The following is a 23,291-nucleotide window of genomic DNA, read 5'->3' on the forward strand; positions in this document are numbered from 1 at the left end:
TCAGGAGTCGAAGCCCAGCCCGACTGCGTCGAGGGCCTTGAGGATGAAGTTGCGCTTGCCCTCGTTGTGGTCGGCGCGGTCCATCGACCAGCGGGTGAGGTTGATCCCCACCGAGGCGAACGGTTCCGGAGGGAACGGCAGGGGCCGCTTGCGGACCATCTCCACGCGGGTCCGTTCGGTGTCCGCGCCGCTCAGCAGGTCCAGCAGGACGTCGGCGGCGAAGGCGGTGGCGCCCACGCCCAGGCCGGTGAACCCGGCGGCGTAGGCCACCCGGTCCTTCCGCGCTGTGCCGAAGAAGGCGCAGAACTGGGTGCTGGAGTCGATGGGTCCCGCCCACTTGTGCGTGAACTTCACGCCCTCCAGCTGGGGGAACGTGGTGAAGAAGTGCGAGGCCAGCCGCTCCCACGTCTCCGGCTGGTACTCGTGCCCCTCGTCCACGCGACGGCCCCAGAAGTACAGCGCGTCGTAGCCGCCGAACAGGATCCGGTTGTCCTGAGTGATCCGGTAATAGTGGAACTGGTTGGCCATGTCCCCGATGCCCTGCCGGTTCGTCCAGCCGATGGCCTCGAGCTGCTCCTGGCTCAGGGGCTCCGTCATGAGGGCGTAGTCGTAGACCGGCACCGTCATGAGCGCGTTGCGCTTGAGCAGCGACGGGAACACGTTGGTCCCCAGCACCACCTGCCCGGCGCGCACGGTGCCTCGGTCCGTCACGACGTCCACGCCGCCGTCGACGTCCACCAGCTCCCGCACGCGGGTGCCCTCATGGATCGTCACGCCCAGCTCGGTGACCACCCGGGCGAGTTCGGTGGCGAGCTTGTACGGGTGCACCATGGCCACGGAGTCCTTGAGCCAGACCGAGCCGAGGAACGTGGGCGAGTTGACCTCGGCCCGCGTGGCCTCCCGGTTCAGCACGTGGCCACCGCTCTCCTCCGCCAGCCACTCCAGCTGATGGGGCTCGACGGCGACGTTCAGCTCGCCGGTCCGCTCCCATTCGCAGTCCATGCCGTAGCGTTCGATCGCCTCCTGCATGCGCTCAAGGTTCTCCAGACCCAGCCGTTCGAGGGTCTCGATCTCCTGCGGCCAGCGGCTCTTGCCGTTCTCGTAGCCGTGGGTCAGGCTGGCCTCGCAGAAGCCGCCGTTCCGGCCGGACGCAGCCCAGGCGATCCGCTCGCCCTCGAGCAGGATGACGCTGCGCTCCGGTTCACGTTCCTTGGCCCGCAGGGCGGTCCACAGGCCCGTGTAACCGCCGCCCACGATCACCAGGGCGGCGCTCGCGTCGCCTTCCAGCTGCGGGTAGCGGGTCACGTCCGGACCCAGGTCGTCGATCCAGAACGGCCGGTGAACGGCCCCTTCCAGAGAACGCGCGACGACGGCGGGCTGGGGGACGTTCCGTTCGAAAACGGTGGTATGCACGGGAGTTTCTCCTGTTTGAGGGTGCGGTGGATGAAGCGGTGTGGAAGGACGCTTGAGCGGAGGAAGCGTCGAGTGGTGGCGGGCGACGGCCTTCAGAGGGCCGCCGGTTCTGCGTCCCAGAGGGGCCTCGGCCGGGAGCCGAGGAGGTTCCGGGTGTAGTCGTCCGCGGGAGCGGCGAGCACCTCGGACGTGGGGCCCTGTTCGACGATCCGGCCCTGGTGCATCACCAGGACCTGCGAACAGATCCGGGACACCACGGCGAGGTCATGGGTGACGAAGAGGATGGTCAGGCCGAGCTGGTCCCGGAGTTCCTCGACCAGCGAGAGCACCTGGGCCTGCACGGAGACGTCCAGGGCGCTCGTGGCTTCGTCGAGGACCAGGAGCCGGGGCTGCGCCGCGAGGGCCTTGGCCAGCGCGACCCGCTGACGCTGACCTCCGGACAGCGCCCGCGGCTTGGAACCGAACCGTTCCGGACCGATGCCGACCCGTTCCAGCAGCTCACGGGCGCTGTCCGCGGCAGCCTTGCGGGACTGCTTGCGGTGCAGCCGGAACACGTCCGCCACGGCGTGACCGACGGGGATCCGCGGGTCCAGGGACAGGTACGGATCCTGGAAAACGATCTGCACATCCTTGGCCAGGAGCTTGCGTTCGGACGCCTTCAGGGGACGGGCCGGGCGCTCGGTCCCGTCCAGGTGGAGCTCTCCGTCGCTCGGGGTCTCCAGCGCGACCACCAGGCGGGCCAGCGTCGACTTGCCCGAGCCGGACTCGCCCACCACGCCGAGCGAGCCGCCGCGCGGCAGGGTGAACGCGGCGTCGTCGAGGGCCGTGATGACCTCGCCGTGGGCGAGCTCGTACCGCTTGCTCAGGCCGGAGACCTCCAGCAGCGGCGCCTCCGCCGACGGGGCGGGCGGGGCGGGGATCCGATCCAGGTCGATCGTGGGGGTGGCCCCCACGAGCTCCCGCGTGTACTCCTGCTGCGGACTCACGAACACGTCCCGGGTACGGCCGTGCTCCACCACCTTGCCGCGGCGGAGCACGTAGACGCGCTCACACAGGCTCGCGGCGAGGTTGAGGTCGTGGGTGATGAAGAGCATGCCCATGCCGCGGGCCTGCTGCTCGTCCCGCAGGAGCCGGACGATCCCGGCCTGCGTGGTGACGTCGAGCGCCGTGGTGGGCTCGTCGCACAGGAGCAGCTCCGGGGAGTCCAGGAGCGCGGCCGCGATCATGACGCGCTGCAGCATGCCGCCGGACAGCTGATGCGGGTACTGGTTTACCAGGTCCTTGGCGCGGCGCAGGCCGACCTGCTCCAGCTGGGTCACGGCCCGTTCGGTGGCCTCGGCGCGGGAGAGGCCGCGCCAGCGGACCAGGGTCTCCGTCAGGAAGTCGCCCACGGTGCGCACCGGGTTGATGCCCGCGCGGGGATCCTGGAAGATCATGGACGCCCGCTGGCGGCGCAGGTCCAGGAGCTGCTGGCGGCCCGCCGTGAGGGTGTCGAGGCCCCGGACGGACACCAGCCCGGAGTGCTGGGCGCGTTCCGGGAGGAGTCCCAGGGCGGCCCGCGTGGTCAGCGACTTCCCCGAACCGGACTCGCCCACGAGCGCCACGGCCTCGCCGTCGTCGACGTGGAGGGAGACGCGGTCCAGCAGCGGGTCGCGTCCCGCGAAACCGAGGGTGAAATCCTGCACTTCCAGCAAGTGACTCATGAGAGCTTGCCTCCGATCCGATCCGAGATCTCCTCGCCGATGACATTCACGGCGACCACGACGACGACCACCACGAGCGCCGGCCAGAACGCCGGCAGGATGTAGCCGCCCAGCAGAGCCCCCCGGGACTCCTCGATCATGGCGCCCCAGTCGCTCGTGGGCGGCTGGACGCCGAGGCCGATGAAGGACAGGGCCGCGAGGTCCGCCAGGACGTAGCCGAAGTTCAGCGCCGACTGGGCCCCCACGGTGGGGATCAGGTTCGGCAGCACCCGGCCCAGGACCACCCACGGCGTCCGGAAGCCGAGCACCCGGTACGCCTGGACGTACGGGCGGGACCGTTCCGAGGCCACGAGGCCCTGGGTCAGACGCGCCACATAGGGGACGTAGGCGATCGTCATGGCGATGATCGGTGCCACGAGACCCTTGCCGAACAGCGCCACGGCGAGCATCGACACCAGCAGGGCCGGGAAGGCGAAGAGGATGTCGAACACGCGGCCCAGGACCTTGCCGAGCCAGCCGTCGGACCAGCCGGCGGCCAGGCCGAGCAGCAGACCGAGGACCGTGGAGCCGAGCACCACGAGCGTGGGGCCGAGCAGTGAGGTCCGGCCGCCGAACATGAGGCGGCTGAGCAGGTCACGGCCCAGGGCGTCGGTGCCGAGGAGGTGCTGGGCGCTGGGACCGGCGAGCACGTTGTCCAGGTCGACGTAGTCCGGGTCGTACGGCGCGAGCGTCGGGGCCAGGACGGACACCACGACCACCACGGCCGTGACGATCACGGCGATCCAGGCCGTGAGGGACAGGGCGGAGGTGTAGCGCCGGAACCCCGTCTGCGGGAGCGTCATTGAGAGGGTCATCGGGTCTCCGATCCAGCGGCGATACGAGGGTCGATGAGGGGCTGGACCAGGTCCACCACGGTGTTGACCACGACGAACGCCGTGACCACCACCATGACGATGGCCTGCACCACGCCGAAGTCCAGCCGGTCGATGGACTGGACCAGGAGCTGGCCGATCCCGGTGAGGCCGAAAGTCTGCTCGATGATGGCGCTGGAGACCAGGAGGCCGGCGATCAGGACGCCGCTCACCGTGAGGATGGGGCCCAGGGCGTTCCGCAGCACGTGGCGCAGGACCACCGTGGGACGCGTCAGGCCGCGGCTCGTGGCCACCTCGACGTGTTCCCGGATGAGCTGTTCGTTCATGGAGGAGCGCGTCACCCGGGCCACGAACGCAATGTACGTGACGCCGAGGGCCAGGGCCGGCAGGGTGAGATGCCAGATCCGGTCCCAGAAGCCGTCACCGCTGCCGAAGGAGGGGAACCAGCCGAGGTTGACGGAGAACACCGCCACCAGGCCGATGGCCGCCACGAAGGGCGGGACCGCGCCGGCCGCGGTGAGGGAGATGAGGATGAACTTGTCGCCGAACCCCTTGTTGAGGCTCGCGATGATGCCGGCCAGCAGACCCAGGACCGTGATGAACACGGCGGCGAGCGCCACGAGCTGCAAGGTGGTGGGGAGCCGGTTGAGCAGCACGTCCGAGACGTCCTGCCGGTAGGTCAGGGACCGGCCCCAGTCGCCGTGCAGGATGCCGCCGAGCCAGTTCACGTACTGCTCCCACGGCGGCTTGTCGAGGCCGTACTGGCGGGTGATCTCCGCGAGCGCCTCCGGCTTGGGACTGCGGCCGCGCAGCAGGAAGCGGGCCGGGTCGCCGGGGACCAGGAAGCGGGAGAAGAACACCGCGAGCGATGCCACGAACAAGGTCAGCAGCAGCGTGCCGATCTTCACGAGCACGAACCGCGGCCGGGAACCGCCCTTGCGTCTGCGGGCCTTGCCGGAGGCGCCCGGAACGCCGGGGCCATCCGCGCCGCCGGACGCGCCGGAGCCGCCGGGGCCCGGGGAGTCGGGCGAGGGTTTCACGTCAACAGCAGTCATGCTCAACGGCCTCCGATCTTGGCAGCCCACGGGAAGTACATGTAGTTGATGGACGGGTCAGCCCCGGTGATGCGCTTGCCCAGCCACATGGACGTCACCGTCTCGTACAGCGGGCCCCAGACCACCTCGTCGCTGGCGATCTTCGCCGCCTGCCCGGTGAACTTCGCGCGCTGGTCCGGGTCCTTGGTCCCGATCGCCTGATTGACGAGCTTGTCGTACTGCTTGTTGACCCAGCCGCCGTAGTTGCTGAAGTCCCCTTCCCGCAGCACGCTGTACATCTCGAGCGGTTCGGTGCTGGAGAGGTACCAAGAGGTCAGCACGAGGTCCGTTCCCTTGCGGGCCTCCGGGTCGGAGAACAGGGTCGTGTACTTGTCGTTGGACATCGTGCGGATCTCCGGGTTGAGCCCGATCTCCTTCGCCGCGGACGCGATGGCCCGGGTCTCGATGTCGAAGGCCGCGCTCAGCGAGGCCGTGGAGAAGACCACCTTCTTGCCGGTGGCGCCGGCCTCCTTGACGAGTTTCTTCGCCTCGGCCAGGTCGTACTTCAGCGGCTCCAGGTCACCGAAGGCCTTGTCCACCGTCGCCGGCTTCGCCGCGTTCCACACATTGCGGGTGGTGAGGGCGTCGGTCGGCCGGGCGTACCCCTGTTCGGCCGCCTTGATGAGGGCGGGACGGTTGATGGCCATCATGAGCGCCTTGCGGACCCTCACGTCCTTGAAGGTCCCGGCCAGGTCCGTGAAGACGAGGCTCTGGACGGTGCTGTCCGCGCCGAAGTAGAGGTTCCCCGCGTCCGTGTTGGCCTTGAGGATGTCCATGGCGTTGGACGGGATCATGAAGGCCCCGTCGATCTCGCCGGTCTGGAGGGCGTTGATGCGCGAGTTGGCGTCCGTCAGCATCTTGAACGTCACCTGCTTGGACTTCGCCTTCAGGGACGGGTCCCAGTAGTCGTCGAAGCGCTTGAGGGTGATGCTCTCCCCCGCCTCCCAGCTGACGAAGGAGAAGGGACCCGTGCAGTTCACGCCCTTCGTGGAGTTGCCGTAGTCCTTGCCGTCCTTGGCGAGGGTCTTGGCGGACTCGACGACGCCGGGCGACCCGACCAGCGCCGCGTTCAGGGTGTAGTCCGGCTTGGCCATGGTGATGGTCACCTGGTCCGCCGCCGTCTTGTCGATGCTCGCTACGTTCTGGAACGCCGACGCCCAGAAGGACCCGACCTTCTCATCGAGGTGCCGGCGGAGGGACGCCACCACATCGTCGGCCGTCATGATGGTCCCGTCGTGGAATTTCACGCCCTGCCGGATGGTGTAGACCCAGTGCAGCGGGTCCGGGTTGTCCACCTTGGTGGCCAGACCGGGCGACACGGTGAGGTCCTTGTTCCAGCGGAAGAGGGACTCGCAGACGTTGGCCAGGACGGTGTTGTCCGGGTAGTCGAACGCGTAGGCGTAGTCCAGGGAGAACGGCTCGGCGTACATGGCCCAGGAGAAGCCGTCGATCTCCTTGGTCGGCGCCGGGGACCCCTGGCTCAGGGTGAACTTCGCTTCGCCGGAATCGCCCGTGGCGCCGGGCCGGGCCGCACAGCCGCTCAGGCCCAGGCCGCCGACCACCGCGAGGGTGATGGCCGCCTTGCCGCGGGCCGCCGTCGTCGGGCGTGCAGCGGACGACGACGGCGCGCCGAACCGCTCCCGCAGCCGCCGGAGCGCGCTCACGCGGCGTCCCTGGGGCGCGGCGCCGCGCAGGGTCTTCCTCATGCTTCCTCCTCCTGGGCGGTCCTGCGGTAGACGCGGGTTCCGTCGATCCAGGTCTCCTCGACCCGGGCGGTGTGGATCTGCTCCGCGGGGAGCTGGAAGACGTCCCGGTCCAGGACCACGAAGTCCGCGAGCCGTCCTTCCTCCAGCGTGCCCGTCAGGTGGTCGAGATGGTTGATCCACGCCGTGCCCTGCGTGTACGCGTTCAGGATCTGCTGAAGGCTCAGCTTCTGGTGGTCGGGGCCGAGGGGCTTGCCGGTCTCGCCGGGCGAGGTGCGGTTGACGGCCACGTGCATGGCGGCGAGGGGGTCCGCGGTGGAGACGGGCCAGTCGCTGCCCGCCGCGAGCCGCGTCCCGTGGGCGGCGAGTTCGCCGAAGGGGTAGTGGCGTTCCTCGGCGTCGGGCTCCAGGAACGGCAGCGTGAGCTCGTCCATCTGGTCCTCGTGGCAGGCCCAGAGCGCCTGCATGTTCGCGGCCGCTCCCAGCTTCGCGAAGCGCGGGGTGTCCTCGGCCCGGACCAGCTGCAGGTGGGCGAGGTGGTGGCGGCCGTCGGTGGCGCCGTTCGCGGCGCGGGCCTGTTCCAGGGCGTCGAGGGCGTCGGTGACGGCGCGGTCTCCCAGGGCGTGGAAGTGGAGCTGCATCCCGGCGGCGTCCAGGGCGGTGACGAAGCCCTTCATCTCCTCCGGGTCGAAGAATTCGATGCCCCGGTTGTCCGTGTGGTGTCCGTGGTGGTCGCGGTACGGCTCGTGCATGGCGGCGGTGAAGTTCTCCGCGACGCCGTCCACCATGATCTTGACCGTGCTCGCGGTGAGGCGCTCCGGCGCGACCGCCTGGGCCACCTCTTCGCGGCGGGCCAGGATGGGTTCCAGCTGGGCGTCTCCGGCGGTGCGGTCCCACCACTGGCAGATGCGGACGCGCACCTTGAGGTCCCCGGCCTGCGCGGCCTTCAGGTAGACCTGGAGGAGGTCCACGCTGCCGTCCTCCGGCATGGTCACCCAGGCGTCCTGCCAGGCGGTGATGCCCTGGGAGAGCAGGAGTTCCTGGGCCTTGAGGAGCCCGGCGTAGGCGAGTTCCTCGGAGGTGCCCGGGCGGACGGAGGCGAAGAGGTCCATGGCGCCCTCGTGCACCGTGCCGGCGGGGGTGCCGTCCGCTTCCCGTTCGAATCGCCCGCTCTCCGGGTCCGGGGTGGTGGCGTCGATGCCCGCGAGCTCCAGGGCCTTGCTGTTGACCCAGGCGCCGTGGTGGTCGCGGTTCTGCAGGAAGACGGGGCGGTCCGGGACCACGGCGTCGAGGAGCTGACGGGTGGGCGTCCCGCCCGGGAAGTGCTCCATGGACCAGCCGGCGCCCAGGATCCACGGCTCATCCGGGTGCTCCTCGGCGTAGCGGCGGACGGTGTCCACGGCGTCGTCGGCGCTGGTGACTTCGGTGAGATCGCACTGCAGCAGCTCCACCCCGGCGAAGACCGGATGCATGTGGGAGTCCTGGAAGCCGGGCACGATCAGCTTGCCCGCGACGTCGAGCCGCTCGGTGGCGCCGTCGGCCAGCGGCGCCAGCTCCTCGGCGGCGCCCACCGCCAGGATCTTTCCGTCGCCGATCGCCAGGTCCGCACGGCGGGGGACGTCGTCCCTGCCGGTGTAGACCCATCCGTTCTCCAGGATGGTCTGCGCAATTGCCATGAGCTCCTCGAATCTGTGTGCGGGGCTGGATTGGACCTGACACTATGATGCGGGTCACAGTTAAGTCAACAGCGTTGACATCGTTAATGACATCAAGGCTGACTCCCTTGACGTGCCGGCCTCGGCATCGTGTACCGTGGGGTTCCAGAACCGAGGCATGGAAGCGGGGTGGATAGATGGCGCAGGCCGCGCAGCCCAGTGATCGCCGCGCACGGCTTGACCCGGAAACCATCATCGACGCAGTCCTGAAAATCGCCGGACAGGATCCCGGCGAGCGCCTGACGTTCCGCCGTCTCGGCGAGGAACTCGGAGTGGACGCCACTGCGGTGTACCGGCATTTCCGCAATCGGGATGCCATCATCCGCGCGGCTCTGGACCGGCTCTTCGCCCTCTCCGTGGAACGCACGCTGGCCGCGGGCCGGCAGCACGGCTGGCGGGCCCGGCTCGAGGCTTATCTGGACGAACTGCTCAGGGTCTTCATGCAGTACCCCTCCCTGGGCAGCGAATCCTTCGCCACGGACACCTACGGTCCCGGCGAGCTGAAAGCCATCGAGTTCGTGCTGCAGTGCCTCACGGACGCGAAACTCCCCGAGGAGCGCGTGGTGCATTACTACGCGGCCCTCGAAAGCTACACCCTGGCCCTCGGCGCCGGGATCGCGCTGGAGATCCAGCGGCTTCCCGACTCCCAGGGGCACGACCCGTGGCTCAACCCGCGGGTGTTCTCCCACCTGTCCGGGCACCCGTTGCTCGAAAAGCATCACCGGGCCCTGCAAGGGCTCGACTCCCTCAGCACGTTCCAGGCCGGCCTCGCCGCCATCCTGGACAGCGCTGAGCGCGAAAGCGACCTCTCTGCCACCTGAGTGCTCAGCCGTGGCGGGTTCCGAGGCGATCCACCACGGCTGAGCACTCACTGTCAGAGAAGGGCGCACCATGCACCAGTTCATCAACGGCAAGGCCGTCACCGGCGCCTCCGGAGCCACCCAGGACGTGATCAACCCGGCCACGGGTGAAGTCACCGCCACCGTCACCCTCGCGGGTCTGCGCGACCTGGAGGCCGCCGTCGCCTCCGCCCGCGCGGCGTTCCCGGCGTGGTCCCGCACCACCCCCGGCGAGCGCTCCGCGATCCTCCAGCGCTTCGCCCGCATCCTGGAGGCCCGCGCCGAGGAGTTCGCCCAGGCGGAGAGCTCCCAGACGGGCAAGCCGCTGCGCCTGTGCCGCGAGTTCGACGTCCCCGGCACCATCGACAACGTCGACTTCTTCGCCGGCGCCGCCCGGAACCTCGAGGGCAAGGCCATGGCGGAGTACTCGGCCGACCACACCTCCGCCATCCGGCGCGAGGCGATCGGCGTCATCGGGTCCATCGCGCCGTGGAACTACCCGCTCCAGATGGCCGCGTGGAAGATCCTGCCCGCCATCGCCGCGGGCAACACCATCATCCTCAAGCCGGCGGAGATCACGCCCCTGACGTCGGTGATGTTCGCCGAGGCGCTCAGCGAGGCGGGCCTGCCGGACGGCGTCGTGAACGTCCTGGTCGGCAGCGGCAGCACCATCGGCGCGGCGCTCATGCGCCATCCCCAGGTGGACATGGTCTCCTTCACCGGTTCCACGGCCGTGGGCCGCACGGTGCTGGAGGCCGCCGCCGTGAACGCCAAGCGCGTGCACCTGGAGCTGGGCGGCAAGGCGCCCTTCGTCGTGTTCGACGACGCCGACATCGACGCCGCGGTGCACGGCGCCGTCGCGGGCTCCCTGATCAACTCGGGCCAGGACTGCACGGCCGCGACCCGCGCGCTGGTGCACCGCAGCGTCTACCAGGAGTTCGTGGACAAGCTCGCCGCACGGTTCGACGGGATCGTCCTGGGCACCCCGGAGAACGACGGCGCGGACATCGGCTCGCTGTCCTCGTTCCGCCACCGGGACCACGTGGCCGGCATGGTCGAGCGGGCGCGCGGCTACGCCCGGGTGGTGGCCGGCGGATACGTCCCCACCGACGACGGGCTCGGCGACGGCGCGTTCTACCGCCCGACGCTGATCGTGGACGCCGCCCCGGACTCCGAGATCGTCAAGAACGAGGTGTTCGGCCCCGTCCTGGTGGTGCTGCCCTTCGATGACGACGACGAGGCCATCGCCCTCGCCAACGACACCGTCTACGGCCTGGCCGCCTCCGCCTGGACCTCGAACATCCAGCGCGCCCTCCGCGCGACCCGCGAGATCAAGGCCGGATGCGTGTGGGTCAACGACCACATCCCGATCATCTCCGAGATGCCCCACGGCGGCTTCAAGCAGTCCGGTTTCGGCAAGGACATGTCCGCCTACTCCTTCGAGGAGTACACCCAGGTCAAGCACGTGATGTTCGAACTGGGCGGCGTCGTGGAGAAGGACTGGCACCGCACCATCTTCGCGCTGCGCTGACGGACGCAGGGCGCCCCGGAGACGGCACGCCCGGAAATGCAGAGGCCGTCCTTCGCCGTGGAATCCACGGCGAAGGACGGCCTCCGGCGACTAAGCCTCCGGCGTCCGGCCCGTCACCCCTCGGCCGCCTGGACTTCCTCGCGAGCGGCCGCGATGGCGTCGGTGAGCTTCGTGATCATCTCTTCGAACAGGGCGATCTGCTCCTCGGAGTATTCGCCGAGCACGGGCATCATGTGCTCGACCATCGGGTCGAACATCTCCCGGCCCGTCGCCCGGGCGCTCGGGGTGGAGCTGAGCACCAGCTGCCGACGATCCACCGGGCTCGGATGCCGTTGCAGGTGCCCCGAGGCTTCAAGGCGGTCGAGCACGGACGTCATGGCCGCCGAGCTGAGGATCAGGAGCCTGCGGAGGTCGCGGGGCGTGACGGTCGCGCCGGTCCGATCGGCTTCCACGACGGCGTTGATCGCGTGGATGTCGTTGCGGGCCAGGCCGTGATGACGCCGGACCACTTCGGAGTAGCGCTCCGCCTCGGTGGTGAACTTCTGCAGGAGGAACAGCACCTCGAATCCGGGCGTGGCGGCAAGGCGCTCACGTTCTGGGGATGACTCCACGCCGAAGGCGCTTTCTTCCGGATGCATGCGATACATCTTAGGATCTCCCTGCCGTTTGAGCCTGATGCGCCCCGGATTCAGACATGATCTTCAGACGGTCCAGAGCGTCCTTCCGGGAATCCAAGAGGTCGACGCAGGGCTGCGGGTACTCGGGCGTGTTCAGTTCCGGGATCCACTCCGCGAGGTACCGGCCGTCCGGGTCATGGGTCTTCGCCTGGGTCTGCGGGTTGAAGATCCGGAAGAACGGCGCGGCGTCCGCGCCGCTTCCGGCGGCCCACTGCCAGTTGAAGGGATTCGCGGCCGGATCCGCGTCCACCAGAGTGTCCCAGAACCACTCCTCCCCCAGCCGCCAGTGGATCCCGAGGTTCTTCACTAGGAAGCTCGCACTGACCATCCGCACCCGGTTGTGCATCCACCCGGCGTTCCACAACTGGCGCTGGCCCGCGTCCACGAGAGGGATGCCCGTCGTGCCCCGCTGCCAGGCGTGCAGCAGAGCGGTCATGTCGCCATCCCCGCCCCCGCCGTCCGGCTCTTCCTCGCCCGGGAGCCACCAGGGATGCCGGTCGAACTCCGGGCGGAGGTTCACCGTCGCCAGCCGTGGGTGGTGATAGAGCTGATGCCACGCGAACTCCCGCCATCCCAGCTCGGAGGCGAACGTCGCGGAACTCTCGGGCGCCTCCCGGCGCAGCGGTGCGAGCCCGGCCCAGACTTGGAAGGGGCTCACATGCCCCCAGCGCAGATAGGGCGAAAGCCTGCTCGAGCCGTCGACGCCGGGCCGCTCCCTCGCCTCGCGATAGTCAGTCAGGCGATCGTCCAGGAAGTCCGCGAGGATCTCCTGCCCGGCCTGCTCGCCGGGGGTCCAGGCCTCGGACAGCGGTCCCGACCAGTCCGGGTGGCTGGGCAGAAGGTCCAGTTCCTCCAGCTCCAGGCCGTCCGGCACGGCGAGGTTCCGGGCGTCTTGCGGGCCCGGCGCGGCCAGTGGCGGACGGAAATCGTGGGCGCTCAGCGTCTTCCAGAACGGGGTGAACACGCGGTACGGGTTGCCCTGCTGCGTGGTGATGCGCCAGGGTTCATGCAGGAGCGTGGCCTGGAAACTCTTGCCCGTGCGGCCTGCCGCCGCCAGGAGGGCCTTGACCGCCTGGTCGGCCCGCCGCTCGGGAGCGCCGTAGCGACGGTTCCAGAAGACCGCGCCGGCACCCGCGCGCGATGCGACATCCGGCACGACGGAAGCGGCCGACCCGCGGCGGATCACCAGCGGCACCTTGAGCTCCGCGAGCCCCTTCCGCAGGTCGGCGAGCGCGTGGTGCAGCCACCAGCGCGCGGCGCCCCCGAGGGGCCGCACACCGGGCGACTGCTCGTCCAGCACATACAGCGCTATCGTCGGCCCAGCGTCGAGGGCGGCACGCAGGGCGGGGTGGTCCGCCGTGCGCAGGTCGTCACGGAACCAGACGATGGAGACTTCGGGCCTCCCGGTCATGGCATCACCTCTTGAATCGCTCGATCATCTACAAATATGATCGTCTAGTAAACGAAGTGTGTCCAGACAGGAGGAGTCCGATGTCCGCTGAAGACCACGGGAACAGCACGCGCCGGACGATCGCCGTCGCGGGCGCCACCGGCTATCTGGGCGGACGGCTCGTCCCCCGGCTCGTCGAGGCGGGGCACCGGGTCCGGGTGCTGGCCCGCACGCCGGAGAAGCTCCGCGACGTCCCCTGGCGGCACGACGTCGAGGTCGTGCCCGGGAGCCTCGAGGACGCCGACGCCATGGACGCCCTCTGCCGGGGCGCCGAAGTGCTGTACTACCTCGTGCACTCGATGGGCGGCGGATCCCATGAGCGCTTCGCGGAACGGGAGCGCGTGGGGGCGCAGACCGTCGCGCAGGGCGCCCGCCGAGCCGGCGTCCAGCGCATCGTCTACCTCAGCGGCCTCAACCCCGGGACCAACCTGAGCCGCCATCTGCAGTCCCGGCGCGACGTCGGGCGCATCCTTCTCGCGTCCGGCGTCCCGACCGCGGTGCTCCAGGCCGGCCTGGTGATCGGGTCCGGATCGGCGAGTTTCGAGATGATCCGGCACCTGACGGACGTCCTGCCGGTCATGCCCGCGCCGCGCTGGGTCCTGAACCGGGTCCAGCCGATCGCCGTCCGGGACGCCCTCTACTACCTCGAGGAGGCCGCCGATCTGCCACCCGAGGTGAACACGACCTTCGACATCGGCGGACCGAGCGTGCTCACGTATGCGGACATGATGAAGGACTACGCACGGGCCGCCGGGCTGCGGCCGCCCGTCATCCTGCCTCTGCCGGTGCTCACCCCCTGGCTGGCCGCACAGTGGGTGAATCTCGTGACACCCATCCCCCGGTCCCTCGCGGTGCCGCTCGTCGAATCGCTGCAGAACGACTGCGTCGTGCGCGAGCACTCCATCGACCAGCACATCGCTCCCCCGCCCGGCGGGCTGACCGACTACCGGCGGGCCGTCGAACTGGCGCTCGTCAAGATCGAACGCGGCGAAGTGGAGACCACCTGGGCCGGATCGAGTGCGGTGCAGACGCCGTCCGACCCCCTGCCGAGCGACCCCGACTGGACCGGCGGCACGGTGTTCACGGACACGCGGGTCCAGAAGACTGACGCCTCCCCCGAGGAGCTGTGGGACGTCATCCAGGGCATCGGCGGCGAGAACGGCTGGTACTCGTTCCCGCTCGCCTGGTCGGTACGCGGCTGGATCGACAAGCTGGCGGGCGGAGTCGGCCTGCGCCGGGGCCGCCGTGATCCACGACTGCTCCACCTGGGAGACGTCCTCGACTGGTGGCGCGTGGAGGCGCTCGATCCCGGGCATCTGCTCAGGCTCCGAGCCGAGATGAAGGTGCCCGGACGCGCGTGGCTGGAGCTGTCCATCGAGCAGTCCGACGGCGTCACGGAGTACCACCAGCGCGCGATCTTCCTGCCGCACGGGCTGCCCGGCCGACTGTACTGGCTGGCGGTCCTGCCGTTCCACGGCGTGATCTTCAAGGGGATGGCGGTGCGCATCACCGAGGCCGCGGCGGCTCATCGGGCGAGCGGCGGTGGGCACCTGGACGGGCAGACCTCCGACCCGCGCGTTCCTGCCGGCCAGGAGGCTCGCAGGTAGCCCGCAGGTGGCCCACACGGGGCGGCGGCCCGGCACGTCCGCCGGAGGCGCCGGAGCGGCAGTCGCCCGCGCCGGGCAGGCGCGGCCGTGTGCATCTGCGGTCATCTGCGCCCGGGACTCCGGGCGCCCGCCTAGGCTGGCCTCATGCCCGACCACACCCTGGGACTCTGCTCCGTCACCTTCCGGCACCTCGACGTCCCCGGTGTCCTCGCGGCCGCGACCGACGCCGGCCTGGCGGGGATCGAATGGGGTTCCGATGTGCACTGCCCGGACCCGGCCGCCGCGCGCGAGGTGCGCCGCCTCACCGACGCCGCGGGCCTGCGCGTCCTCTCCCTGGGCTCGTACTTCCGAGCCGACTCGCACGACGACGACTTCCGCCCCGTCCTCAACACGGCCCTGGCGCTGGGCGCACCCCGGGTCCGCGTCTGGGCGGGCGCCCTCGGCACCGACGCGTCGGACCCGGCCCACCGGACGCGGGTGACCCAAGGCCTCCGGGACGCCGCCGACGCCGCGGCGGACGCCGGCGTCGAACTCGCCCTCGAGTATCACCGCAACACCCTCACGGACACCCTGGACAGCACGCTGATGTTGCTGGACGAGGTGGACCGGGCGAACGTCGGTGTCTACTGGCAGCCGAACGTCGATCAGCCCACCGAGGACGCGCTGCACCACCTCGAAGCGCTGCTGCCCCGGCTGTCCGGCGTGCACTGCTTCTCCTGGTGGCCGTTCGATGCCCGGCTGCCCCTGGAGGCCCGCGAGGACCTGTGGCTCGGCGCCGCAGAGGTGCTGCGCGGCGCGGGCAGGCCGGTGGACGTGATGTTCGAATTCGTGCCGGAGGACTCCCCGGAGGCCCTGACGCGCGACGCCGGCTGGCTGAGGCGAGCGATCGGGCAGGACTGACGCCCAGCCGGGCGGCGTAGACTTGAGTCGCTATGCTGCGCACCATGTTCAAGTCCAAGATCCACCGTGCCACGGTGACCCACGCCGATCTCCACTACGTCGGTTCGGTGACGGTGGACCTCGACCTGCTGGAAGCCTCGGACATCCTGCCGGGCGAACTCGTCTCGATCGTGGATGTCACGAACGGTTCCCGCCTCGAGACCTACACGATCGCGGGTGAACGTGGTTCCGGCGTGATCGGCATCAACGGCGCGGCAGCTCATCTCGTCCACGTGGGCGACACGGTCATCCTCATGAGCTACGGCCAGATGACCACCGAAGAGGCGAAGGCCTTCGTCCCGAGCGTGGTCCACGTGGATGGCGCCAACCGCATCATCCAGCTGGGCTCGGATCCCGCCGAGGCGGTCACGGCCGGCTCGGTCCGCCCGCCCCACGCGCTGTAACGACGACGACCGACCGGGAAGCCCTCGAGAGCAGCATCGCCCGGGGGCCGGCAGCTCCGGCACTCATTTTTCCCTAGCCGTAGCTCTTGGTCTTGGTCTCGGTCTTAGTCTTAGTCTTAGTCTTAGTGTTCACTCTAAGAAGATTTTCAATTAGAATGAACATCACCTTAGACTGAACAGGAGGCGAAGTGGAAGAGTCATTGGCACGCGCCCTGAGCAGTCGCCTGGACGAGCTGGGGCTCCACCTAAAAATCCCGACCACTCTCGCAGGCCTCCAGCCTCACGAACCGGTTTCCGCGACATTGGTTCACAATCAGGGCCCGACTCGATACCTTGCGCTTTTCAGCGACGAGATGACCCTTTCCTCTCTGGAGCGCAAGTGGACCCATCATCCACAGAAGGCGCCACTTTTTATCCTGGGACCCCGCGCTACCGAACGCAGCGCGGAGATGTTCCGGCAGCTCGGCATCAACTTCCTAGATCAAGCCGGTAACGCTTACATCACCTTCAAAGGCGTGCACATTGACGTGCGCGGAAGGCGTCTGACAACATCGGCAAAATCCAACCTCGATACATCTCGGTTGCCCCGAGGTGGAGTGAACCTGTTCAGCACGAAACGAGCGCAGGTGATTTTCGCCATCCTTTCGTGGCCACAGCTTCTCCGGGAGCCGGTCAGACAACTCGCCCACACAGCCGGAACTTCCTTAGGTCAAACACAGGAAACCTTAGGACTACTGGAAGCCGAGGGCTTCCTGGACGAACACCGGAGCCTCATCCAGCATCGGCAAGACCGCCTCATCGATCAATGGACCGCGACCTACCCCGCAGGCCTAGGGGCCAGAAGCAAGGTCCGAGCGTTTTCCGGAGACTTCAGCAGCCTGAGGTCCAGCACCTTTTCGGCGTACGTCGCAGGCGAGGCCGCCATACCGGGCATCCTCCGCCCCGAAACCCTGACTCTTTTCACCGTGGAGAGCCCTACGGAACTCATTCGCGAGCATCGCTGGCGTAGAACCACCGAAAATCCAAACATCTTCCTTCGCCGGCAATTCTGGCACGGACTACATCCGGAAGAGCCGGGCATCCACACTGCCCCCTGGCTCCTAACCTATGCCGAACTCATGGCGGCAAACGAAAACCGGCAGCTCGAAGCAGCACACACGGTCAGGATGGAGCATGCTTGACCTGTCACACATCGACAGCCGTCATCTAGCCACCGTCACACCAGTGGTCACCGAGCTCCGCGACGTCGCAGGTCTGGAACCGGACCGCACGCTCCTCGTAGGGGCGGCATGCAAGGATATCCTGCACGCCGCACTCGGCCACTCATTCCCCGTGCGCGGAACCAGCGACATCGACGTCGGAATCGCGGTGAACTACTGGGGCGTATCGAAACGCATCGAGACCTCCTTCGCCCGGGTAGGTTCCAATGGCATCCGCTATCTGATCGGCGGCATCCCGGTCGATGTCATGCCATTCGGCGCAGTGGAGGACCCCGCGGGCATCAGCCAGCCGGCGGCTCGCAAAGAGGACCTTGTCGTCTTCGGCTTTCGCGACGTGTACGAGCGGGCACTCCCACTTCGAATCACCGCCGGCTCATCCATTCGCATCCCCCGACCGGCGGGGTATGCGGCGCTGAAAATGCGGTCCTGGATCGATCGATCCACGTTCAATGAGTACAAAGACGCCAGGGATCTCCCCCTTGTCGCATATTGGTATCGACAGTCCAGTCATGTCACCGACCGTCTGTACGACACGACTGAACACATCGACATTCTCGAGTCGGTCGAGTTCGACACAGACCTCGGCGCCATTCGACTCCTGGCTCGGGACGTGGCAGACCAGCTGTCCTCACCTAGCCGGGATGACCTTGCCAGACGCTGGGCCGCTCTGGACCTTGATCTTCTAGCCCGAGAGTTCAACCTCCCAGACGGGCAGCCGAACCCCTCGCTGGATCAGCGCCGGGCATTCGTCGATCAGTTGAAGCTCTAACCAAACGAACCACTCCGAACGAGAAACCCTCCTTCCCTCCCTCCTCCCTCTGCAACAGATCAGTCACATCCCCATGACCCCGGTCACTTAAGTTGAGGTAAGGCTTACCTTCCTATAGCGTGTGTTTTCGGCAAATAACGACACGTTTCTATTTGCTATTTCACCCGCATCTCTGGAGGAAGCATGACCTCGCGTTTCAAGACCCTGGCCGCCGGCACCGCCGTCGCCGCAGCACTCTTCGGCATCACCGCCTGCGGGCAATCCGGTGACACCACAGCTGCCGAGAACGCGAGCTCCACCATCACGATCCAGACCAACACCGGCTCCATGGACGTCAAGACCAAGCCGGCCCGCGTGGCCGCCCTCGACAACACGTCCATGGCCACCATCAAGGCCCTCGGCGTCGAGCCCGTCGCGATCCCCAAGCCCCTCCTGCCCAAGAACGGGTACCAGGACTGGATCAACAACGCGAACATCAAGGACGCGGGCAGCCACCGCGAGCCGAAGATGGAGGACATCAGCGAGGCACAGCCCGATCTGATCATCGGCGGCTACCGCTTCGCCAGCCAGACGGAGAAGCTGAGCAAGATCGCCCCCGTGGTGGACATCGCCCCGAGCGATGAGAAGGGCTCCAGTTATCTCGAGGGCCTGAAGAAGCAGACCCTCACGCTCGGCGACATCTTCGACAAGAAGGAGGAGGCGAAGAAGATCGTCGCCGACCTCGACGCCGCCGTCGCCGACGCCAAGAAGGCCACCAACGGCCAGACCGTCTTCCTCGCCAACTCCTCCGGCGGCAAGATCGACAACGGCGCGGGCCGCATCGGCCGCATCCTCGAGGGCGTGAACCTCAAGGATGTCTTCGCCCAGAACGACGCGAAGCTGAAGTCCGACTCCGTGCACAACAACTCCGGCCTCTCCCCCGAAACCGTCGCGGCCGCCAAGCCCGAGTGGATGATCGTGATGGACCGCGATGCGGCCGTCACCGAGGAGGGCAAGGAGTTCAAGCCGGCCAAGGCCGTCGTCGAAGGTCTCGGCAAGGTGTGGAAGGACGTGCCGTTCTACGCCAAGGACCAGATCGTCTACCTGCCCTCCGACTTCTACCTGACCGAAGGCATCCAGGCGTACACCGACGTCTTCAAGACCATCGCCAAGGACTTCACCGCCAAGTCCGGCGCTGCCAAGTAGCTCGCCACCCGGGCAGCACCGCATCGTGACCTCGCGCCTCTTCAGGATGGCGACGGCAGCCGCCGTCGCCATCCTGCTGCTCGTCTCCCTCCTGGTGGGCGGCTACGACATCTCCCTCGACAAACTCTTCAGCGACCCCGCGGCCCAGGAGATGTTCTGGCTCTCCCGGGTGCCGCGCACGCTCGCCCTCGTGTTCGCTGCGGCCGCCATGAGCATCTCCGGGGTGATCATGCAGCTCATCACGCAGAACAAGTTCGTGGAGCCCAGCACCGCCGGCACCAGCCAATGGGCCGGGCTGGGCATGCTCGTCATCCTGCTGGTGGCCCCCGAGGCGACCCCGATGGTGAAGATGGTGGTGGCCACCGGCTTCGCGTTCCTGGGGACGTGGCTGTTCCTCGCCGTGCTGGACCGGGTCCGCGTACGCTCCTCCGTGGTGGTCCCGCTGGTGGGCATCATGCTGGGCGCGGTGGTCGGCGCCGCGACCACCTTCCTCGCCGGAACCTTCAACCTCATGCAGGCCCTCACGGCCTGGCGTTCCGGCGGCTTCAGCGGGATCGTGCAGGGCTTCTACGAACCACTCTGGATCGTGGCCGGGATCGCGGTGGCCGCGTTCCTCGTGGCGGACCGTTTCACGGTCGCGGGCCTCGGCCAGGACATGGCGACCGGGCTCGGCCTGAACTACCGCCGCATCGTGTTCCTGGGCGTCATCATGGTGGCCCTGGCGACCGGCGTCACGAGCGTGGTGGTCGGTTTCATCCCGTTCCTCGGCCTGATCGTGCCGAACATGGTGTCCATGATCCTGGGCGATGACCTGCGGCGGAACCTGCCGTGGGTCGTGGCCACGGGTGTCGCGCTGCTGCTCGCCTGCGACCTGCTCGGCCGCGTGGTGGTGGCGCCCATGGAGATCCCCGCGTCGGTGATCCTCGGGGCGCTGGGGGCAGTCGCCTTCATCATCATCCTGCTGCGGACCCAACGGGCGTCCGCGGCGGGCCCGTCGCTGTCGAGGGAGCGCGCATGAGCACGACCGTCTCCCCCGTGACCACGGCGCCGGCCGCCGAGAAGCGCACCCGGCGAGCGCCGCTGAGTCCCCGCGCGCGCATCCTGCTCACGACGGCGGCGGTGCTGCTCGCCGTCGTCGGCTTCCTGTTCCTGTTCATCCGGGGCGCGTTCTGGTTCGCGCTCGACGCGCGGCTCTCGATGCTCGCGGCCATGGTGATCGCCGCGTTCACCCAGGGCGTGGGCACGGTGGTGTTCCACACGGTGACCGGCAACCGGATCCTGACGCCGTCCATGATGGGCCTGGACTCGATGTACACGCTGTCCCAGACGCTCATGGTGTTCGTGTTCGGCGGGGCGGCGGTCGCGCAGCAGGAGGGGATCGGGAAGGTCCTGGCGCAGACCGCGCTCATGGTGGTGTTCGCGACGATCCTGTACCGCTGGCTGTTCTCCGGGCGCAACGGCAGCCTCTACATCCTCCTCCTGGTCGGGGTGGTGTTCGGGCTGGCGTTCGATTCGATCGCCGTGTTCGTCCAGCGCATGCTGAACCCCACCGATTACGACCTCTTGTCCGCCAGACTGTTCGGCCGGATGGGCGACGTCAATGTCTCCCATCTGCCCGTGGCGTTCGCCGTCTGCGCGGTGGTGGGCGTGATCCTGTGGCAGCGGCGGTACCGGCTCGATGTGCTGCTGCTGGGTCGCGACAGCGCCCAGAGTCTCGGCGTCGACCACAAGCGCGAACTGACGCTCATGCTGGTGCTCGTGGCGGTCATGGTGGCGTTCTCCACCGCCCTGGTGGGTCCCATGACGTTCTTCGGCTTCGTGGTCGCCACACTCGCCTATCAGGTGACCGGCAGTCACCAGCATCGCTATGTGATGCCCATGGCCTTCCTGCTGGGCATGCTCACCCTGGTGGTGGGGCAGTTCATCATGCAGCACGTCTTCTACGCGGCAGGCTTCCTGACCGTCATCATCGAATTCCTGGGCGGCATCCTGTTCCTGGTGCTGCTCCTGCGGAAGGGCAGAGTGTGATCTCTTTTTCGGATGTGACCAAGAACTACGGCGACACCCGGGTCCTCGGGCCGGTCACCGCCACCATCCCGGAGGGCGGCATCACCAGCCTGATCGGGCCGAACGGCGCCGGAAAGTCAACGCTTCTGACCATCATGGGCCGTCTCATCGAGGCCGACGCGGGCTCCTTGTCCATCGGCGGACTGGACGTGCGCCGGGCGAAGAGCGCCGAACTGGCCCGGAAGGTCGCGATCCTGCGGCAGGAGAATCACCTCTCGGCCCGGCTGACGGTCCGGGACCTCGTGGCGCTCGGGCGGTTCCCGCACTCCCGGGGCCGGCTGACCGCGGAGTGCGTGGCCGCCGTCGAGTCCGCGCTGGAATTCCTGAACCTGACCGCCCTGCAGGACCGGTTCCTCGATCAGCTCTCCGGCGGGCAGCGGCAGCGGGCGTTCGTGGCGATGGTGCTGGCCCAGGACACGGACTACATCCTGCTGGACGAGCCGCTCAACAATCTCGACATGAAGCACTCGGTCCTCATGATGAAGCAGCTCCGCCGCGCCGCCGACGAGCTGGGCAAGACGGTGGTGCTCGTCATCCACGACGTGAACTTCGCGGCGGCCTACTCGGACCGGATCGTCGCGCTCAGGGACGGGCTGCTGGTGCACGAGGGGACCGTCGAGGAGACCATGACCGCCGAGGTCCTGACCGGTGTCTTCGACACCCCGGTCACGGTCCACACGATCGGCTGCTACCCGACGGCGGTCTACACACACTGAGGGCCGCAGCCGGTTGGCGCGGGTGGCGGCGGGCCCGGGGTCAGGGGGCCGGCGCGGTCTCCGACACTGCGGCGGTGGGCACCCGCACCGCGAGCAGCACGAGAGCGAGGATGATGAACCCGGCCTGGACGAGCAACGCGAGCGACGGGTGCTGCGTGGGCTGCAGTCCCAGCGCGAGCCAGCTTCCCGCCACGGCCCCGAGTGCCGTGGCGGCGAAGGACCAGCTCATGATCCGGGCGAACCGGGTGCCGCGGTAGTCCTGCTGACGAAGGGTGGTGGTCAGGACCGCGCGGGTGCGCGACAGGATTCCGAGCACCAGTGCGTACACGAGGCCGGTCCACCACGTGGCGGCGGCGTCGACGACGCTCAGGAGACCCGCGACGACGAGCAGGAACGCCACGGTCGCCACCAGCACCAGCCAGACGAGCCGCCTGATCTCGCCGCGCGAGCTGAGGGCCCGGCCGACCCACGGCCCGATGGTCGCACCGATGCCGAACATGGCGATCACCGAGGCCAGGGCGACTGCGGGGTCCATCGGAGACTTCTGGGCGATGGCGAGGTACACGAAAACCCCTCCGATGGTGCCCCCGACCTGCAAGAGGAAGCTGAACAATGGCGACGCCGCTCCGGTGGCCCACAGGTCCTGCAAGAACACGCGGGCGGTCATCCGCTCCCCCAGAACGCCGAAATCCTCAAGATCCTGATCAATTGCAGGCGGCGTCACCACCGTGCGGGAGCTCACCAGGCGCAGCAGGGTTCCGAGCGCCGAGAGGATCAGATTGCCCGCGATCAGCACGGTGATGGACACCCCGGCCAGGATGTTGCCCAGAGGCATCGCGATGACGATCCCGACGAAGGCCAGCACCGAGTAGACCGAGGCGTTGAAGGTCAGGGCCTGCTTCACGTCGACCTGAGCGAGCTGCTGCCCGTAGAACTCCTCGACCACATCGGTCACGGCTGGGAAGACGGCGGCGAGCAGGAGGTACACGATCATCACGGGCATGGTCCAGCCCGGCTCGATCAGCAGCGTCACCAGCGCGACACCGCTGAGCAGCGCTTCCGCGAGGTCGGAGGCCACCAGGACGCGGGCCGGGCTGAAACGAGCGGTCAACCGGGCGATGAGTGGCGACGCGCAGGACACCAGTTCACCGAAGGTGGTCAGGACCGAGACCCACAGAAGCGGCAGAACGCCGAGAGCCACGAGGCCATCGGACCCACCTTCGACGAGGCGCGTTCCGAGAATCGAGACGATCAGGCCGGCGGTCATCCACCGGCGCGCGCTCAGGAGACGTGCCGTGGACACGGCCGGGCCACTGGTGGAGGCCTGGACGGAAGGAGCGGAGGTCACAGGGTCAAGCTAAGGCCCGAAGCGCGCAGGGCAAAGTCA

20 protein-coding genes are annotated in these 23,291 nt (G+C 68.3%); 11 read left to right on the forward strand and 9 right to left on the reverse strand.

Translation table 11 applies throughout. From position 1 onward, the window contains the following. From BLV63_RS01140 to BLV63_RS01165, 6 genes are all read right to left on the reverse strand, one after another. Window positions 1–1,413, reverse strand: coding sequence for an NAD(P)/FAD-dependent oxidoreductase (locus BLV63_RS01140; RefSeq protein ID WP_066216649.1), 1,413 nt, complete (start codon window positions 1,411–1,413; stop codon window positions 1–3). A gap of 92 nt (window positions 1,414–1,505) precedes the next feature. Then, window positions 1,506–3,116, reverse strand: coding sequence for a dipeptide ABC transporter ATP-binding protein (locus BLV63_RS01145; protein ID WP_066216648.1), 1,611 nt, complete (start codon window positions 3,114–3,116; stop codon window positions 1,506–1,508). After that, on the reverse strand, window positions 3,113–3,970 hold the full coding sequence (locus BLV63_RS01150; protein WP_066216644.1) for an ABC transporter permease: 858 nt from the start codon (window positions 3,968–3,970) through the stop codon (window positions 3,113–3,115). Before BLV63_RS01150 ends, BLV63_RS01145 begins: the two co-directional genes overlap by 4 nt. Continuing rightward, the gene (locus BLV63_RS01155) at window positions 3,967–5,043 is read right to left on the reverse strand and encodes an ABC transporter permease (RefSeq protein ID WP_082724288.1); all 1,077 of its coding nucleotides are present in this window, start codon (window positions 5,041–5,043) and stop codon (window positions 3,967–3,969) included. Before BLV63_RS01155 ends, BLV63_RS01150 begins: the two co-directional genes overlap by 4 nt. A gap of 2 nt (window positions 5,044–5,045) precedes the next feature. Beyond that, complete coding sequence (locus BLV63_RS01160; RefSeq protein WP_082724287.1) at window positions 5,046–6,788, reverse strand: ABC transporter substrate-binding protein; 1,743 nt, start codon at window positions 6,786–6,788, stop codon at window positions 5,046–5,048. After that, on the reverse strand, window positions 6,785–8,461 hold the full coding sequence (locus BLV63_RS01165) for an amidohydrolase (protein WP_066216641.1): 1,677 nt from the start codon (window positions 8,459–8,461) through the stop codon (window positions 6,785–6,787). Before BLV63_RS01165 ends, BLV63_RS01160 begins: the two co-directional genes overlap by 4 nt. A gap of 176 nt (window positions 8,462–8,637) precedes the next feature. Between BLV63_RS01165 and BLV63_RS01170 the strand changes: the two genes are divergently transcribed. Both BLV63_RS01170 and BLV63_RS01175 read left to right on the forward strand, forming a co-directional pair. Continuing rightward, window positions 8,638–9,321 (forward strand): TetR/AcrR family transcriptional regulator, encoded by a 684-nt coding sequence (locus tag BLV63_RS01170; protein WP_066216638.1) that lies wholly within the window; start codon window positions 8,638–8,640, stop codon window positions 9,319–9,321. Window positions 9,322–9,391: 70 nt separating this feature from the next. Then, window positions 9,392–10,870, forward strand: coding sequence for a gamma-aminobutyraldehyde dehydrogenase (locus BLV63_RS01175; RefSeq protein WP_066216635.1), 1,479 nt, complete (start codon window positions 9,392–9,394; stop codon window positions 10,868–10,870). Window positions 10,871–10,983: 113 nt separating this feature from the next. Here the strand turns inward: BLV63_RS01175 and BLV63_RS01180 are convergent, their stop codons facing one another. Then, window positions 10,984–11,508 carry a MarR family winged helix-turn-helix transcriptional regulator gene (locus BLV63_RS01180; RefSeq protein ID WP_074784406.1) on the reverse strand — a complete coding sequence of 175 codons (525 nt, stop codon included), beginning with the start codon at window positions 11,506–11,508 and terminating at the stop codon, window positions 10,984–10,986. Window positions 11,509–11,518: 10 nt separating this feature from the next. After that, window positions 11,519–12,958: a cryptochrome/photolyase family protein gene (locus BLV63_RS01185; RefSeq protein ID WP_066216630.1), complete on the reverse strand. Its 1,440-nt coding sequence runs from the start codon at window positions 12,956–12,958 to the stop codon at window positions 11,519–11,521. 80 nt (window positions 12,959–13,038) lie between these two features. Here BLV63_RS01185 and BLV63_RS01190 point away from each other — a divergent pair, with 80 nt between their 5' ends. The 9 genes from BLV63_RS01190 to BLV63_RS01230 all read left to right on the forward strand — a co-directional run bounded on the left by BLV63_RS01190 (window position 13,039) and on the right by BLV63_RS01230 (window position 21,904). After that, window positions 13,039–14,604, forward strand: coding sequence for an SDR family oxidoreductase (locus tag BLV63_RS01190; protein WP_074783920.1), 1,566 nt, complete (start codon window positions 13,039–13,041; stop codon window positions 14,602–14,604). Between the two features lie 144 nt (window positions 14,605–14,748). Continuing rightward, complete coding sequence (locus tag BLV63_RS01195) at window positions 14,749–15,504, forward strand: sugar phosphate isomerase/epimerase family protein (protein WP_066216628.1); 756 nt, start codon at window positions 14,749–14,751, stop codon at window positions 15,502–15,504. A gap of 32 nt (window positions 15,505–15,536) precedes the next feature. Then, the gene (gene panD, locus BLV63_RS01200; RefSeq protein WP_066216627.1) at window positions 15,537–15,947 is read left to right on the forward strand and encodes an aspartate 1-decarboxylase; all 411 of its coding nucleotides are present in this window, start codon (window positions 15,537–15,539) and stop codon (window positions 15,945–15,947) included. A 188-nt stretch (window positions 15,948–16,135) separates the two neighbouring features. Beyond that, window positions 16,136–17,128, forward strand: a complete 993-nt coding sequence (locus BLV63_RS01205) for a type IV toxin-antitoxin system AbiEi family antitoxin (protein ID WP_066216624.1) — start codon at window positions 16,136–16,138, stop codon at window positions 17,126–17,128. After that, window positions 17,121–17,936, forward strand: coding sequence for a hypothetical protein (locus BLV63_RS01210; RefSeq protein ID WP_066216621.1), 816 nt, complete (start codon window positions 17,121–17,123; stop codon window positions 17,934–17,936). The genes BLV63_RS01205 and BLV63_RS01210 overlap by 8 nt, the downstream gene beginning before the upstream one ends. Before the next feature lie 183 nt (window positions 17,937–18,119). Then, on the forward strand, window positions 18,120–19,121 hold the full coding sequence (locus tag BLV63_RS01215; protein ID WP_066216619.1) for an ABC transporter substrate-binding protein: 1,002 nt from the start codon (window positions 18,120–18,122) through the stop codon (window positions 19,119–19,121). Window positions 19,122–19,146: 25 nt separating this feature from the next. Continuing rightward, window positions 19,147–20,139: an ABC transporter permease gene (locus BLV63_RS01220; protein WP_254780422.1), complete on the forward strand. Its 993-nt coding sequence runs from the start codon at window positions 19,147–19,149 to the stop codon at window positions 20,137–20,139. Then, window positions 20,136–21,149: an iron chelate uptake ABC transporter family permease subunit gene (locus BLV63_RS01225; RefSeq protein WP_082724286.1), complete on the forward strand. Its 1,014-nt coding sequence runs from the start codon at window positions 20,136–20,138 to the stop codon at window positions 21,147–21,149. The genes BLV63_RS01220 and BLV63_RS01225 overlap by 4 nt, the downstream gene beginning before the upstream one ends. Then, window positions 21,146–21,904, forward strand: a complete 759-nt coding sequence (locus BLV63_RS01230) for an iron ABC transporter ATP-binding protein (protein WP_066216614.1) — start codon at window positions 21,146–21,148, stop codon at window positions 21,902–21,904. The genes BLV63_RS01225 and BLV63_RS01230 overlap by 4 nt, the downstream gene beginning before the upstream one ends. A 40-nt stretch (window positions 21,905–21,944) precedes the next feature. Here the strand turns inward: BLV63_RS01230 and BLV63_RS01235 are convergent, their stop codons facing one another. Further along, window positions 21,945–23,252, reverse strand: coding sequence for an MFS transporter (locus BLV63_RS01235; RefSeq protein WP_066216611.1), 1,308 nt, complete (start codon window positions 23,250–23,252; stop codon window positions 21,945–21,947). Window positions 23,253–23,291: the final 39 nt, after the last annotated feature.

The sequence above is a fragment of the Arthrobacter woluwensis genome, assembly GCF_900105345.1.
GTDB classification, from domain to species: Bacteria; Actinomycetota; Actinomycetes; order Actinomycetales; family Micrococcaceae; genus Arthrobacter_E; species Arthrobacter_E woluwensis.